General features: G+C 68.4%; 12 protein-coding genes. 4 read left to right on the forward strand and 8 right to left on the reverse strand.

Annotated elements, in window-relative coordinates; genetic code table 11:
• Nucleotides 1-9 precede the first annotated feature (9 nt).
• Both ASC98_RS09795 and ASC98_RS09800 read left to right on the forward strand, forming a co-directional pair.
• Nucleotides 10-669, forward strand: coding sequence for an OmpA family protein (locus ASC98_RS09795; RefSeq protein WP_056816670.1), 660 nt, complete (start codon nucleotides 10-12; stop codon nucleotides 667-669).
• Nucleotides 670-754: 85 nt separating this feature from the next.
• Entirely contained in the window at nucleotides 755-1,726 is a 972-nt protein-coding gene (locus ASC98_RS09800; RefSeq protein WP_056816673.1) for a thymidylate synthase, read from the forward strand.
• A 36-nt stretch (nucleotides 1,727-1,762) separates the two neighbouring features.
• Here ASC98_RS09800 and ASC98_RS09805 read toward each other — a convergent pair whose 3' ends face one another.
• From ASC98_RS09805 to scpA, 8 genes are all read right to left on the reverse strand, one after another.
• Complete coding sequence (locus ASC98_RS09805) at nucleotides 1,763-2,053, reverse strand: hypothetical protein (RefSeq protein WP_056816675.1); 291 nt, start codon at nucleotides 2,051-2,053, stop codon at nucleotides 1,763-1,765.
• Nucleotides 2,054-2,197: 144 nt separating this feature from the next.
• Nucleotides 2,198-4,858 (reverse strand): ATP-binding protein, encoded by a 2,661-nt coding sequence (locus tag ASC98_RS09810; protein ID WP_162249203.1) that lies wholly within the window; start codon nucleotides 4,856-4,858, stop codon nucleotides 2,198-2,200.
• A 41-nt stretch (nucleotides 4,859-4,899) separates the two neighbouring features.
• A complete protein-coding gene (locus ASC98_RS09815) occupies nucleotides 4,900-5,676 on the reverse strand; it encodes an ABC transporter substrate-binding protein (protein ID WP_082541550.1) in 777 nt (258 codons plus the stop codon).
• A 93-nt stretch (nucleotides 5,677-5,769) separates the two neighbouring features.
• Nucleotides 5,770-6,234 carry a VOC family protein gene (locus tag ASC98_RS09820; RefSeq protein ID WP_056816684.1) on the reverse strand — a complete coding sequence of 155 codons (465 nt, stop codon included), beginning with the start codon at nucleotides 6,232-6,234 and terminating at the stop codon, nucleotides 5,770-5,772.
• 67 nt (nucleotides 6,235-6,301) lie between these two features.
• On the reverse strand, nucleotides 6,302-8,302 hold the full coding sequence (gene accC, locus ASC98_RS09825; RefSeq protein WP_056816782.1) for an acetyl-CoA carboxylase biotin carboxylase subunit: 2,001 nt from the start codon (nucleotides 8,300-8,302) through the stop codon (nucleotides 6,302-6,304).
• Between the two features lie 11 nt (nucleotides 8,303-8,313).
• A complete protein-coding gene (locus tag ASC98_RS09830; protein ID WP_056816687.1) occupies nucleotides 8,314-9,846 on the reverse strand; it encodes an acyl-CoA carboxylase subunit beta in 1,533 nt (510 codons plus the stop codon).
• Between the two features lies 1 nt (nucleotide 9,847).
• Entirely contained in the window at nucleotides 9,848-10,864 is a 1,017-nt protein-coding gene (gene meaB, locus ASC98_RS09835; RefSeq protein WP_056816785.1) for a methylmalonyl Co-A mutase-associated GTPase MeaB, read from the reverse strand.
• Between the two features lie 14 nt (nucleotides 10,865-10,878).
• Nucleotides 10,879-13,044 carry a methylmalonyl-CoA mutase gene (gene scpA, locus ASC98_RS09840; RefSeq protein ID WP_056816787.1) on the reverse strand — a complete coding sequence of 722 codons (2,166 nt, stop codon included), beginning with the start codon at nucleotides 13,042-13,044 and terminating at the stop codon, nucleotides 10,879-10,881.
• A 72-nt stretch (nucleotides 13,045-13,116) separates the two neighbouring features.
• Here scpA and ASC98_RS09845 point away from each other — a divergent pair, with 72 nt between their 5' ends.
• Nucleotides 13,117-13,791: a GntR family transcriptional regulator gene (locus ASC98_RS09845; protein ID WP_056816692.1), complete on the forward strand. Its 675-nt coding sequence runs from the start codon at nucleotides 13,117-13,119 to the stop codon at nucleotides 13,789-13,791.
• A 120-nt stretch (nucleotides 13,792-13,911) separates the two neighbouring features.
• Nucleotides 13,912-14,430, forward strand: coding sequence for a dihydrofolate reductase (locus ASC98_RS09850; protein ID WP_056816695.1), 519 nt, complete (start codon nucleotides 13,912-13,914; stop codon nucleotides 14,428-14,430).

Below are 14,430 nucleotides of genomic sequence, written 5' to 3' on the forward strand. Positions count from 1 at the left end.
GAGAAGACCATGAACATCCTCAACTTCCGATCGGCTGCGCTGGTGCTCAGCGCCACGGCCGTGCTGCTGGCCGGTTGCCAGAACATGAGCGAGACCCAGAAGGGCACGGCCATCGGCGCCGGGGCAGGCGCCGCTGCCGGTGCCGTGCTCGGCAAGGTGACCGGCGGCAAGGCCGGCACCGGTGCGGTGATCGGCGGCGCGCTCGGCGCGGTGGCCGGCAACATCTGGTCGAAGCGCCAGGAAGAACGCCGTGCCCAGATGGAGCAGGCGACCAAGGGCACCGGCGTCGAGGTGACCCGCACCGCCGACAACCAGTTGAAGCTGAACGTGCCGAACGACGTGTCGTTCTCGACCGGGAGCGCGACCATCAAGCCCGAGCTGCGTGCCGTGCTCGACCCGTTCGCCGAAAGCCTGAAGAACGACCCGAACGTGCGCCTGAGCATCGTCGGCCACACCGACAACACCGGCTCCGACGCGATCAACAACCCGCTGTCGCTGGAGCGCGCCCACAGCGTGCGCGACTACCTGAGCACGCGCGGCGTGGCTGCCAGCCGCATCGAGACCGCCGGCCACGGCGAGCGCGAGCCGGTGGCCGACAACGGCTCCGAGGCTGGCCGCGCGAAGAACCGCCGCGTGGAACTCTACCTGCGCGAGCCGGGACAGTCCTGATCGCTCCCTGCATGGCAAAACGGGCGCCCTCGGGTGCCCGTTTTTCGTTGCGCCGATAATCCCCGCCTTCTGCAGGCAGTCCCCCATGAAACAGTACCTCGACCTCGTCCAGAGCATCTTCGACCACGGCAGCTGGCAGGACAACCGCACCGGCGTGCGCACGCTGAGCATCCCCGGCGCGACGCTGCGCTTCGACCTGCAGCAGGGCTTCCCGGCGGTGACGACGAAGAAGCTGGCGTTCAAATCGGCGGTCGGCGAACTGGTGGGCTTCCTGCGCGGCAGCCGCAATGCGGCGGAGTTCCGCGCGCTGGGCTGCAAGGTGTGGGACCAGAACGCCAACGACAACGCGGCGTGGCTGGCGAATCCCTACCGCCTGGGCGCCGACGACCTCGGCCCGGTGTACGGCGTGCAGTGGCGCAACTGGCCGGCCTACAAGGTGATCGACGCGACGCAGACGGCGCAGATCGACGACGCGATCGCGCGCGGCTACCAGTTCACCGCGGTGTTCGACGACGGCGAGGCCGAGCGCGTGCTGCTGTACAAGGCGGTCGACCAGCTGCGCCAGTGCCTCGACACGATCCACAAGGACCCCGGCAGCCGGCGCATCCTGTTCCATGGCTGGAACTGGGCGCAGCTCGACGAGATGGCGCTGCCGCCCTGCCACCTGCTGTACCAGTTTCTGGTGAGCCAGGAGAAGCGCGAGATCTCGCTGTGCCTGTACATCCGCAGCAACGACGTCGGCCTGGGCACGCCGTTCAACCTGACCGAGGGGGCGGCGCTGTTGCACCTGGTGGGGCGGCTGACCGGCTACACGCCGCGCTGGTTCACCTACTTCATCGGCGATGCGCACATCTACGAGACGCACGTCGACATGCTGCGCGAGCAGTTGACGCGCACGCCGTATGCATCGCCCAAGCTGCAGTTGTCGGACCGCATTCCGGATTTCGCGAAGACGGGGCGCTATGAGCCGGAGTGGCTCGAGAAGGTGGAACCGTCGGACTTCGCGCTGGTGGGGTACGAGCACCATGCGCCGTTGACGGCGCCGATGGCGGTCTGAGCCGCCGCCGCGCGGGTCACGCGCGGCGCGGCACCTTCACAGCTCGGATCGCTGGCCATCGCGCATCAGGCGGGCCAGCATCCCGACGACGGCGGTGCGTTGCGGATGCGCCCCGGCCGTGCCGAGCGCCGCCAGGCGCAGCGCTGCCGACGGCTCGACCCCGGCCATCAAGTGCTTCGCGAGCTTGGTCATGATCAGGCCTGCGAGCATGCACTGCAGCGACGCGGCCGCTGCATCGTCGTCGGCCACCGGCAGCTCCGTGAAACGGGCGCTGAGCGAAACCAGCGCTTCCGCCGCGCCCAGCAGGTCATCGGTGTTCATCGTCATCACGAGGTCAGGGCCGCAGCCAAACCCGCGATTCAACCGGCCGGCGCGCCGATTGTCATGACCGCGGCCTGAAGAAGTTCTGACGGTGTGTGTACCGACGTGTCACCCGGCCCGGGCTTTCACGTCCATCCTCGCCGCTGGCGTTCAGCGGCCCGTACCCAGCGTCACGACCAGCGCCAGCAGTTCGGCGAACCGGAACGGCTTCGTGACATAGGCTGAGAAGCCGGCGGCCTTGCCTCGATCGACATCGTGCGCCATGGCCGACGCGGTCACGGCGACGACCGGCGTGTCCCGCAGCCGCGGATCGCGCCGGAGTTCCTGCAGCACCTCGAAGCCGCTCATGCGCGGCAGCAGGATGTCGAGCAGGATCACGTCGGGCCGCTCGGCGCCCGCCATCGCCACCCCGCTGGCCCCGTCCTGGGCCGTCAGCAGCGCCAGGTCCGAGCGGTCCTCGAAGGCGGCTTGCATCAGTGCCAGGTTGATCGGGTTGTCCTCGATGTACAGGACACGCAGCGTCCGGTGCGCCGTGCGCTGCACGGCAGGAGGTGCGCTCGCTGCGGCTTCGATGTCCGTGGCCGCGAGCGGCAGCTCGATCCAGAAGGTCGAGCCCTCGCCTTCGACCGATTCCGCGCCGACTTCGCAGTGCATCAACCCGGCCAGCCGCCTGGACAAGGCCAGCCCGATGCCCGAGCCCTGCACATCGGAGTCCTCCTGGCCGAGACGCTCGAACGGCGTGAAGAGCAGTGCCAGCCTGTCACTCGCGATCCCCGGCCCGGTGTCGCTGACGGTGACCCGCACGCATCGGCCGTCGGCGCTGCGATCCCGATGAACGACGACACGGCCCCCGGCACGGTTGTACTTGATCGCGTTGGACAGGAAGTTCACCAGGATCTGCCGCAAGCGGGTGCGATCGGCGACGACCGCCAGCGCGTCACCGCCCGCATCGACGGTCAATGCCACCTGCTGCGCGGCAGCGCCCACGCGGCACATCGACGCCGCCTCCTGGATGACGGCGTCCAGGTCCACCGGCGCCAGGCGGACGTTCAGCTTGCCGACCTCGATGCGCGCCAGGTCGAGCAGTTCGTCGATCAGTTCGAGCAGATGATCGCCCGCATGGCGGATCTCGGACAGCCAATGGGCGTGCTTGTCCGAACGCTCGGTCATCTCGAGAAGCTGCGCGAAGCCCAGGATGGCGTTCATCGGCGTGCGCAGTTCATGGCTCATGCGGGAGAGAAACTCCGACTTCCCGCGATTGGCGCGCTCGGCTTCGTCGCGTGCCGCTTCCAGCGCCCGGGTGCGCTCCAGCACCCGGGACTCCAATCGGCGATTGGCCTCGACCAACGCCTCCTGGGCCTGCTTCAGCTCCGAGACATCCAGCGCCGTGATGGTCACGCTGCGCACGCCGTCTGCCGCGGTGATCGGCGCGATCGTGATGACGTAGTGACGCGGCACGCCGGCTTCGTTGGGCAGCATGCTTTCGAAGCTCTGGCGCGAGCCGCTCGTGAAAGCGGCATGCAGATGGCCGTTGAAGCGTGCCCTTTGCGCCGGCGGATACCAGTCCTGCGCCAGGCTCCCGACAACGCGTCGGCGTGGTGGATCGTCGCCACGGTTGGCGAAGATCGTGCGGCCGTTCGCGTCGACCTCGTAGATCAGCACCGCCGTGTGGGCCGTCAACGCACGCAATCGGGCCTCGCTCGCACGCACGGCGGCCTCGGCACGCTTGCGATCGTCGACGTCCATCGCCGTTCCCAACGCGCGCAGCGGTGCCCCCTGCGCGTCGCGCTCGACAATGCGGCCACGCAGGACGACCCAGCGCCAACCCAACTGCTCGTGCCTGAGCCGCAGCTCGACCCGCAGCGCCTGCGTGCGCGGGTCCGGATCGCTGCGCAGTTCAGCCGCCACGGCCGCGAGGTCATCGGGATGGATGCGCTCGCGCCAGAACGCGAGCTCCGGCTGCAGCTGCGACGGCTCGACGCCGACGATGCGCGCGCACTCTTCGTTCGCGCCGACCCGCTGCAGGACCAGATCGCATTCCCACAGGCCTGCAGCCGCGGCCTCCATGCCCAGGCGCAAGCGCATCTCGCTGTCGGCCAGCTGCGCCTGCGATGCCTGGACCTCGAGGTTCGCCCGCCGCACCGAGTTCGACAAGGCATTGATGGCGGCGACGACGGTGTCGAGCACGTCCGGGCGCCAGCGGCCGCCGACAGGCCGGTCGAGCGCCAGCGGCGCATCGTCGGCCGCGGCATGCAGGGGATCGATGTCGCGAACATGCCGCGCCACCTTGGCCAGGTGTTGGGTCACCATGGACTGGAAGACGAGCAGCAGGAACACCGCCACCAGCGCGGTCTTGACGGCATTGCCGACCAGCGCGCTCACGAGCCGGCTGCCGACGCGCGCCAGCACGCCATCGACGCTGGCGGCGACATGCAGCGTCCCGATGACGACGACAGCACCACCTTGCTCGTGCGTCAGGGGCACCGAGGCCTGCAGGCGCCGCTTCGATTCCGCGCTGCTCGCCGACCACCGCGTGCGGCCCTCGACGTCGATGCGGGCCGATTCGATGTCGGGCAGCCTCAGCAAGCCCTCCAGCTGGCTTTGCACCGCTTCCGCGTCGAACTGCCAGACGCTGTGGGCCAGCGATGGTGCATAGCTGGATTCGATGAAGCGAAACGCGCTGTCGATCTCGCGCAAGTCGCGCCGGTAGTCCACATACAGATCGACGGCCGTGATGAAGGTCGTCACCAGCGAGCTGAACAGGACCACCGCAATCAGCAGGCGCTTGGCCAGGCCGTTGCCGTTGAACAAGGCTCGGCGCACGCCGGCCCAGCCCGGCGTGGGTACCACGCTCATCTTTCGGCCTCGCGAATCATGCGAAGCGTGATCTCGCGGCGCAGGCGCTCCAGCTCGCCGCCGGCCTCCATCTGCTGAAGGACCTTCTCCACCCGCGGCACGAGGTCGCGATGCCGCTCATGCAGGAAGTGGTACAGCGGAATGTGCTCCAGCGCCGGCGACAGCGGGTGAACCACCGCGTCGAGGTGCAGCTTCTTGTTCAGCAGCACACCGCTGAACAGATCGCAGACCGCCACATCGATGCGTCCGCTGGCGAGCATCTGCATCAGTTGATCCATCGTCGCGACCGCTTCGACCCTGCTCATCCCGTTCGTTCCCCGCTCGGAGGAGCCGACCCCGCGAACGATGCCGATCGAATACGGCGCGATCGAGCTCCAGCCGTCGATGCGGAGGTCGCGCTGCTTCACGAAGGCGGATGGCTCGATGTAGTTGACCGAAACCCGCACCGGCAGCAGCGACGCAAATTCGCTCTGCACCGCGAGGATCCTGTGAACCTCCCCGTCCACGCGCCCCTGGCTCGACTCGACGAGGGCTCTCCTGGCCGGCAGGTCCACGAACTCGATCGCGATGTCCAGGCGCTGGTAGACGGACCTGAGAATCTCGCCGCCGACGTATTGGTCCGGGATGTTCTCGAGGCGTGCCAGCCGCAGCACCGTCTCGGCGGGCGCCGCGGCGGCGCGCGATGCCTGCAGCGCGAGCCCGATCATGCAGGTCAACAGCCAGCGCCTCGTCGGACTCGCCCCTACAACTGCAGAAGTGGCAATGGAATCCATGGCAGGCCTTCCTGACGCGACACAGCAGGATCTCGCGTGCGGGCCCAGTGTAGGCCAGCCGCGCAGCGGTCCGCCAGCCCCGGGTGCCGGGGGTCAGCGCAGCGCCGCGACGATCTCCGGCGGTGCCTGCACCAGCTCGATCAGCACGCCCTCGCCCGCGACCGGGAACTCGTCGTTGCTCTTCGGGTGCACGAAGCAGATGTCGTGGCCGGCCGCACCCTTTCGGATGCCGCCCGGCGCGAAGCGCACGCCGTTCGCGGTGAGCCATTCGACGGCACGCGGCAGGTCATCGATCCACAGGCCGATGTGGTTCAGCGGCGTGGTGTGGACGGCCGGCTTCCGGTCGGGGTCGAGCGGCTGCATCAGGTCGACCTCGACCTTGAACGCACCGCGCCCCATCGCGCAGATGTCTTCATCGACGTTCTCGCGTTCGCTGACGAAGTTGCCGGTGACCTCGAGGCCGAGCTTGTCGACCCACAGCGTGCGCAAGCGGTCTTTGCTGGGGCCGCCGATGGCGACCTGCTGGATGCCGAGGACCTTGAAGGGGCGGGATGTCATCGGGCTGTCCTTTCCATGCGCTGCACTTCGACAGGCTCAGTGCGAACGGATCGGGGGGTCGGCCGCATCACTGGAACCGGATGATGACCTGATCCACCGCCAGGCTCTCGCCCTTGGTGGCCGACACCTCGGCAACCACCGCATCCTGCGACGCCACCAGGATGTTCTCCATCTTCATCGCCTCGATCGTCGCGAGCCGCTCGCCGGCGCGCACCTGCTGCCCCGGCGCCACCGCCACGTCGACCAGCAACCCGGGCATCGGCGACAGCAGGAACTTCGACAGGTCGGGCGGCGCCTTGAACGGCATCAGCCCATGCAGCTCGGCCGCGCGCGGCGACAGCACGCGCGCCTCGATCTGCGCGCCGTCGTGCGACACCCGGTACGGCAAGCCCAGACGCTCGATCTGCGCGACGAACGGCCGGCCGTTGCACTGCCCGCGGATCACCAGGTCGCGCAGATTCGAATCGAACTCGATCAGGTACTGCGCATCGCCGATGCGCACCGCCCAGGCCCCGCCCTGCGGCCGCACCGTCAGCGCGGTGTGCTCGCTGCGCCCCTCGCCCAGCGGCACGACGACGACGAAGTCCTCGCCGACCTGGAACTCGTGCCCCGGCATCTGCCCGCTGATGCCGGCCGCGCGCTCCAGGTGCTGGCGGTTCGCCACCGCGGCCAGCGCGCGCAGGAACAGCGGGTCGGCCGGCGTCACCAGTTCGGCCGAGAAGCCCTTCGGGAAATGCTCGGCGATGAAGCCGGTGTTGAAGTCGCCGGCGACGAACTTCGGGTGCGCCAGCAGCGCCGCCTGGAACGGGATGTTCGAATTGATGCCGCGGATCGCGAAGCCGTTCAGCGCGTCGCGCATCTTCGCGATCGCGTCGGCGCGGTCGCGGCCGTGCACGATCAGCTTCGCGATCATCGAGTCGTAGAACATCGGGATCTCGCCGCCTTCATACACGCCGGTGTCCACGCGCACGCCGCCCTGCTGCGCAGGCGGCTGGTAGCGCACGAGCCGGCCGGTCGACGGCAGGAAGTTGCGGAACGGGTCCTCGGCGTTGATGCGGCATTCCATCGCCCAGCCGTCGCGCCGGATCTCGCCCTGCGTGAACGGCAGCTTCTCGCCGGCGGCCACGCGGATCATCAGTTCCACCAGGTCGAGCCCGGTGATGCCCTCGGTCACCGGGTGCTCCACCTGCAGCCGGGTGTTCATCTCGAGGAAGTAGAAGGACTTGTCCTTGCCGACCACGAACTCCACCGTGCCGGCCGACTGGTAGTTCACCGCCTTCGCGAGCGCCACCGCCTGCGCGCCCATCGCCTGGCGCGTCTTCTCGTCGAGGAAGGGGCTCGGCGCCTCCTCGATCACCTTCTGGTGGCGGCGCTGGATCGAGCACTCGCGCTCCCACAGGTAGACGGTGTTGCCGTGCGCATCGCCCAGCACCTGGATTTCGATGTGGCGCGGCTCCTCGACGAACTTCTCGATGAACACCCGGTCGTCGCCGAAGCTGTTGCGGGCCTCGTTCTGGCACGCGGTGAAGCCCTCGAAGGCTTCCTTGTCGTTGAACGCGACGCGCAGGCCCTTGCCGCCGCCGCCGGCGCTCGCCTTGATCATCACCGGGTAGCCGATGCCCTTCGCGATCTCGACCGCATGCTGGGCGGTGTCGATGGCGGCGTTGTGCCCGGGGATGGTGTTGACCTTCGCGGCAGCCGCCAGCTTCTTCGACGCGATCTTGTCGCCCATCGCGGCGATCGACGCATGCTTCGGGCCGATGAAGACGATGCCCTCCTCTTCGACGCGGCGCGCGAACTCCTCGTTCTCGCTGAGGAAGCCGTAGCCCGGGTGCACCGCCTGCGCGCCGGTCTGCTTGCAGGCCGCGATGATCTTGTCCATCACCAGGTAGGACTCGCGCGACGCGGCCGGGCCGATGTGCACCGCCTCGTCGGCGAGTTCGACGTGGCGCGCATCGCGGTCGGCATCGGAGTACACCGCCACCGTCTGGATGCCCATCTTCTTCGCGGTGTGGATCACGCGACAGGCGATTTCGCCGCGGTTGGCGATCAGGATCTTGGTAAACATCGGCGCGCCCTTCACAGAGGAATGTTGCCGTGCTTGCGCCACGGGTTCTCGATCTTCTTGTTGCGCAGCATCACCAGCGAGCGGCAGATGCGCCGGCGCGTCTCGTGCGGCTGGATCACGTCGTCGATGAAGCCGCGCGCGCCGGCGACGAACGGGTTCGCGAACTTGGCCTTGTACTCGGCCTCGCGCGCGGCCAGCTTCGCCGGGTCGCTCTTCTCGTCGCGGAAGATGATCTCGACCGCGCCCTTCGCGCCCATCACCGCGATCTCGGCGTTCGGCCAGGCGAAGTTGACGTCGCCGCGCAGGTGCTTGGAACTCATCACGTCGTAGGCACCGCCATAGGCCTTGCGCGTGATCACGGTGATCTTGGGCACCGTGCACTCGGCATACGCATACAGCAGCTTGGCGCCGTGCTTGATGATGCCGCCGTACTCCTGGCTCGTGCCCGGCATGAACCCGGGCACGTCGACGAGCGTGACGACCGGAATGTTGAACGCATCGCAGAAGCGAACGAAGCGCGCTGCCTTGATGCTGCTCTTGATGTCGAGGCAGCCGGCCAGCACCAGCGGCTGGTTCGCGACGATGCCGACCGTCTGGCCTTCCATGCGGCAGAAGCCGATGACGATGTTCTTCGCGTACTCGGGCTGCAGCTCGAAGAAGTCGCCGTCGTCGGCGATCTTCACGATCAGCTCCTTCATGTCGTAGGGCTTGTTCGGGTTGTCGGGCACCAGCGTGTCGAGCGAGAGGTCTATGCGCTCGGCCGGGTCGTTGCTCGGCCGCACCGGCGCCTTCTCGCGGTTGTTCAGCGGCAGGTAGTTGTAGAGCCGGCGCAGCATCGCGAGCGCATCCACGTCATTCTCGAACGCCAGGTCGGCGACGCCGCTGCGGCTGGTGTGCGTGGCGGCGCCACCCAGTTCCTCGGCCGTCACCTCTTCGTGCGTCACGGTCTTCACGACCTCCGGGCCGGTGACGAACATGTACGAGCTGTCCTTCACCATGAAGATGAAGTCGGTCATCGCCGGGGAATAGACGGCTCCTCCTGCACAAGGCCCCATGATCATGCTGATCTGCGGCACCACGCCCGAGGCCATCACGTTGCGCTGGAACACCTCGGCATAGCCGCCGAGCGAGGCCACGCCTTCCTGGATGCGCGCGCCGCCCGAATCGTTGAGCCCGATCACCGGCGCGCCGACCTTCATCGCCTGGTCCATCACCTTGCAGATCTTCTCGGCGTGAGCTTCGCTGAGCGCGCCGCCGAACACCGTGAAGTCCTGGCTGAACACGAACACCAGGCGGCCGTTGATCATCCCGTAGCCGGTGACGACGCCGTCGCCGGGAACCTTGTTGTCGGCCATGCCGAAGTCGTGGCAGCGGTGCTCGACGAACATGTCCCATTCTTCGAAGGTGCCTTCGTCGAGCAGCAGTTCGATGCGCTCGCGGGCCGTCAGCTTGCCCTTGCCGTGCTGCGCGGCGATGCGTTTCTCGCCGCCGCCCAGCCGCGCGAGCGCGCGCTTGGCTTCGAGTTGTTCAAGGATGTCGTGCATGTCAGCTCACTCCGGGTTGTTCGTCGGATGCAAAGAGGCGCAGCAGCGTGTGCGCGGCCGATGAGGGGGCGATGCGCGCGGTCGCGACGTCACGCGTGACATCGGCGAGCGCCGCGCGCACGCGCGGATGGTGCTTGAACTCGGCGTGCAGCCGGGCGTGGATCAGGTCCCACATCCAGGCCTGCGCCTGGCGCTCGCGGCGGCGCTCGAACTCGCCGCTCGTGCGGCGTTCGTCAGCGAACTGCCGGACGCGCTGCCAGAACTCGTCGATGCCCTGCGCCTTCAGCGCGCTGATCTGCATCACGCGTGCCGGCGGCACCTGGTCGGGGCGGCCGTGGAAGCTGAAGACGCGCAGCGCGCTGGTGATCTGCGCTTCGGCGCGGGTCGCGGCCACCGGGTCGAGGTCGGCCTTGTTGATGACGACCAGGTCGGCGAGCTCCATCACGCCTTTCTTGATGGCCTGCAGGTCGTCGCCGGCATTGGGCAGCTGCAGCAGCACGAACATGTCGGTCATGCTGGCGACCGCGGTCTCGCTCTGGCCGACGCCGACGGTCTCGACCAGCACCACGTCGTGGCCGGCGGCTTCGCACACCAGCATCGCCTCGCGGGTCTTCTCGGCCACGCCGCCGAGCGTACCGGACGACGGGCTCGGGCGGATGTAGGCGGCCTCGTTGACAGAGAGCTGCTCCATGCGCGTCTTGTCGCCGAGGATGGAGCCGCCGGAGACGGTGGACGACGGGTCGACCGTCAGCACCGCGACGCGATGGCCCTGCGCGATCAGGTGCAGGCCGAAGGCCTCGATGAAGGTCGACTTGCCGACGCCGGGGACGCCGGAGATGCCCAGGCGCAGCGATCGGCCGGTGTGGGGCAGCAGTGCGTTCAGCAGTGCGTCGGCGCGAAGGCGGTGGTCGGGGCGGGTGGATTCGAGCAGGGTGATGGATTTGGCGAGCGAGCGCCGCCGCGCCACCCGGTCGGTGCCGGCCAGGCCCGCGAGCAGCATCTCGTCTGGCGCGTTCATCGGGTTGCGCACGCTCAGCCCGCGACCGCCTTGCGGATCTGCTCCAGCACGTCCTTCGCGCTCGCCGGGATCGGCGTGCCCGGACCGTAGATGCCCTTCACGCCGGCCGCATACAGGAAGTCGTAGTCCTGCCGCGGGATCACGCCGCCGACGAACACGATGATGTCGTCGGCGCCCTGCGCCTTCAGCGATTCGATGATCGCCGGCACCAGCGTCTTGTGGCCGGCCGCCAGCGTGCTGACGCCGACCGCGTGCACGTCGTTCTCGATCGCCTGCCGCGCGCATTCTTCGGCGGTCTGGAACAGCGGCCCCATGTCGACGTCGAAGCCCAGGTCGGCGAACGCGGTCGCCACCACCTTCGCGCCACGGTCGTGCCCGTCCTGCCCGAGCTTGGCGATCATCACGCGCGGGCGCCGGCCCTGCGCCTGCGCGAACTCGGCGATCTCCTGCTGGAGCTTCGCCCAGCCCTCGGCACTGTCGTAAGCGGCTGCATACACACCGGTCACCTTTTGCGTATCGGCGCGATGGCGCCCCCACACCTTCTCCAGCGCATCGCTGACCTCGCCCACCGTGGCGCGCGCGCGCACCGCGTCGATCGACAAGGCCAGCAGGTTGCCCTGCCCCGTCTGCGCGCACTCGGTGAGTGCCGCCAACGCCCGCTCGACCGCCGCCGCATCGCGCGACGCACGCACCTGCGCCAGCCGCTTCAGCTGGTTCTCGCGCACCGCATGGTTGTCGATGTCGAGGATCTCGATCGGGTCTTCCTGCTTCAGCTTGTACTTGTTGACGCCGACGATCACGTCCTTGCCCGAATCGATGCGCGCCTGCTTCTCGGCCGCGCTCGCCTCGATCTTCAGCTTGGCCCAGCCGCTGTCGACGGCCTTCACCATGCCGCCCATCGCGTCGACCTCCTCGATCAGCGTCCACGCGGCATCGGCCATGTCCTGCGTCAGCTTCTCCATCATGTAGCTGCCGGCCCACGGGTCGACCACGCTGGTGATGTGGGTCTCTTCCTGGATGATCAGCTGCGTGTTGCGCGCGATGCGGGCGCTGAAGTCGGTCGGCAGCGCGATCGCTTCGTCGAGCGCATTGGTGTGCAGGCTCTGCGTGCCGCCGAACACCGCCGCCATCGCCTCGACCGTCGTGCGCACCACGTTGTTGTACGGGTCCTGCTCGGTCAGGCTCCAGCCCGAGGTCTGGCAGTGCGTGCGCAGCATCAGGCTCTTCGGGTTCTTCGCGCCGAAGCCGCTCATGATCCGCCACCACAGCAGCCGCGCCGCACGCATCTTGGCCACCTCGAGGTAGAAGTTCATCCCGATCGCCCAGAAGAAGCTCAACCGGCCGGCGAACTCGTCCACGTCCAGCCCCTTGGCCAGCGCCGTCTTCACGTACTCCTTGCCGTCGGCCAGCGTGAAGGCCAGCTCCAGCGCCTGGTTCGCGCCGGCCTCCTGCATGTGGTAGCCGCTGATGCTGATCGAGTTGAATTTCGGCATCTGCTTCGCGGTGTACGCGATGATGTCGCCGATCACCCGCATGCTCGGCTCGGGCGGGAAGATGTAGGTGTTGCGGACCATGAACTCCTTGAGGATGTCGTTCTGGATGGTCCCGCTCAACTGCGCCTGCGGCACGCCCTGCTCCTCGGCCGCCACCACGTAGCCGGCCAGCACCGGCAGCACCGCGCCGTTCATCGTCATCGACACCGACACCTTGTCGAGCGGGATGCCGTCGAACAGGATCTTCATGTCCTCGACGCTGTCGATCGCGACGCCCGCCTTGCCGACGTCGCCGGTCACGCGCGGGTGGTCGCTGTCGTAGCCGCGGTGGGTGGCCAGGTCGAATGCGACGCTGACGCCCTGCGCGCCGGCATCGAGCGCCTTGCGGTAGAACGCGTTCGACGCCTCGGCGGTCGAGAAGCCGGCGTACTGGCGGATGGTCCACGGCCGCACCGCGTACATCGTCGCCTGCGGGCCGCGCACGAACGGCGCGAAGCCGGGCAGCGTGTCGGTGTAGGGCAGTTCGCGGGTGTCCGCCGCGGTGTAGAGCGGCTTTACGCGGATGCCCTCGGGCGTCACCCAGTCGAGCGCGTCGACATTCCCGCCCGGCGCGGATTTCGCGGCCGCCTTCTGCCACGCCGGCAGGGCATCGGAATTCAACAACGCGCTGTCTTTGTCGTCAGACATTTTCTGGTCGGACATGGGCCTGCTCCGCTGGACGACCCGGCAGGCGTCGTCCATAATTCAAAATTGAATTATATGTCCAAGGTTTCCACCGCCAAGGCGGCCCCCCTCGCCGGCCCTGCGACGCTGCCGGCCACCCAGGCGCTCTACGTGCAGGTCGCCGAGCGCCTGCGTGCGCGCATCATGGCCCACACGCTGGCGCCCGGCAGCTGGATCGACGAGCAAGCCCTGACGGCCGAGTACGGCATCAGCCGCACGCCGCTGCGCGAGGCGCTGAAGGTGCTGGCGGCCGAGGGGCTGGTGACGATGAAGCTGCGCCGCGGCGCCTACGTCACCGAGGTCTCCGAGCGCGACCTCGCCGAGGTGTTCCACCTGCTGGCGCTGCTCGAGAGCGATGCCGCGGCGTCGGCCGCCACGCTCGCGACCGACGCGCAGCTGGCCGAGCTGCAGGCGCTGCACCAGGCGCTCGAAGACAGCGTGGCCGACCGCGACGCGTTCTTCCGCGCGAACGAGCAGTTCCACATGCGGCTGCTCGAGATCGCCGACAACCGCTGGCGCCACCAGCTGGTCACCGACCTGCGCAAGGTGATGAAGCTGAACCGGCACCACTCGCTGTTCAAGCAGGGCCGGCTCGACGCGTCGCTGAAGGAGCACCGCCGGATCATGGCGGCGCTGAAGGCGCGCGACGGCGCGAAGGTCCAGCAGCTGATGCAGCAGCACCTGACGAATGGCCGGGACGCCGCGAAATGACACCCCCCCCCGGAGCGTCCTGCGGCCGCCTCCCCCTCGAAGGGGGCGCCACCAGCGGCCCGGCAAAGCCGGTTCCGCGGTGTCCGCTTGGCCGATGAGGCTCGCGCGACAATCGCGCCCATGACACGCTCTCGACCGCTGATCAGCCTGATCGCCGCCGTGGCCCGCAACGGCGCCATCGGCAAGGGCAACGCCCTGCTCTGCCACATCTCCGAAGACCTGAAGTTCTTCAAGCGCACCACGCTCGGCGCACCGGTGCTGATGGGTCGCAAGACCTGGGATTCGATCGGCCGGCCGCTGCCCGGCCGCCGCAACATCGTGATCACGCGCCAGCCGGACTGGCACGCCGACGGCGCCGAGCGCGCCGGCTCGCTGGACGAGGCGATCGCGCTGGCCGGCGACGTGCCGAAGGCCTTCGTGATCGGTGGCGGCGAGATCTACCGCGAGGCGCTGCCGCGGGTCGACGAGCTGGTGCTGACCGAGCTCGATGCCGACTTCGACGCCGACGCCTTCTTTCCCGACTGGGACCGCGCGCAGTTCAGCGCCGAACCCGGTGAATTCCAGACCAGCCCGGAGGGCCTGCGCTACCGCTGGGTCACCTACCGGCGCAGCACCCCATCACCACAACGAGGAGGATGA

Source organism: Rhizobacter sp. Root1238, assembly GCF_001425825.1.
GTDB lineage: Bacteria > Pseudomonadota > Gammaproteobacteria > Burkholderiales > Burkholderiaceae_C > Rhizobacter.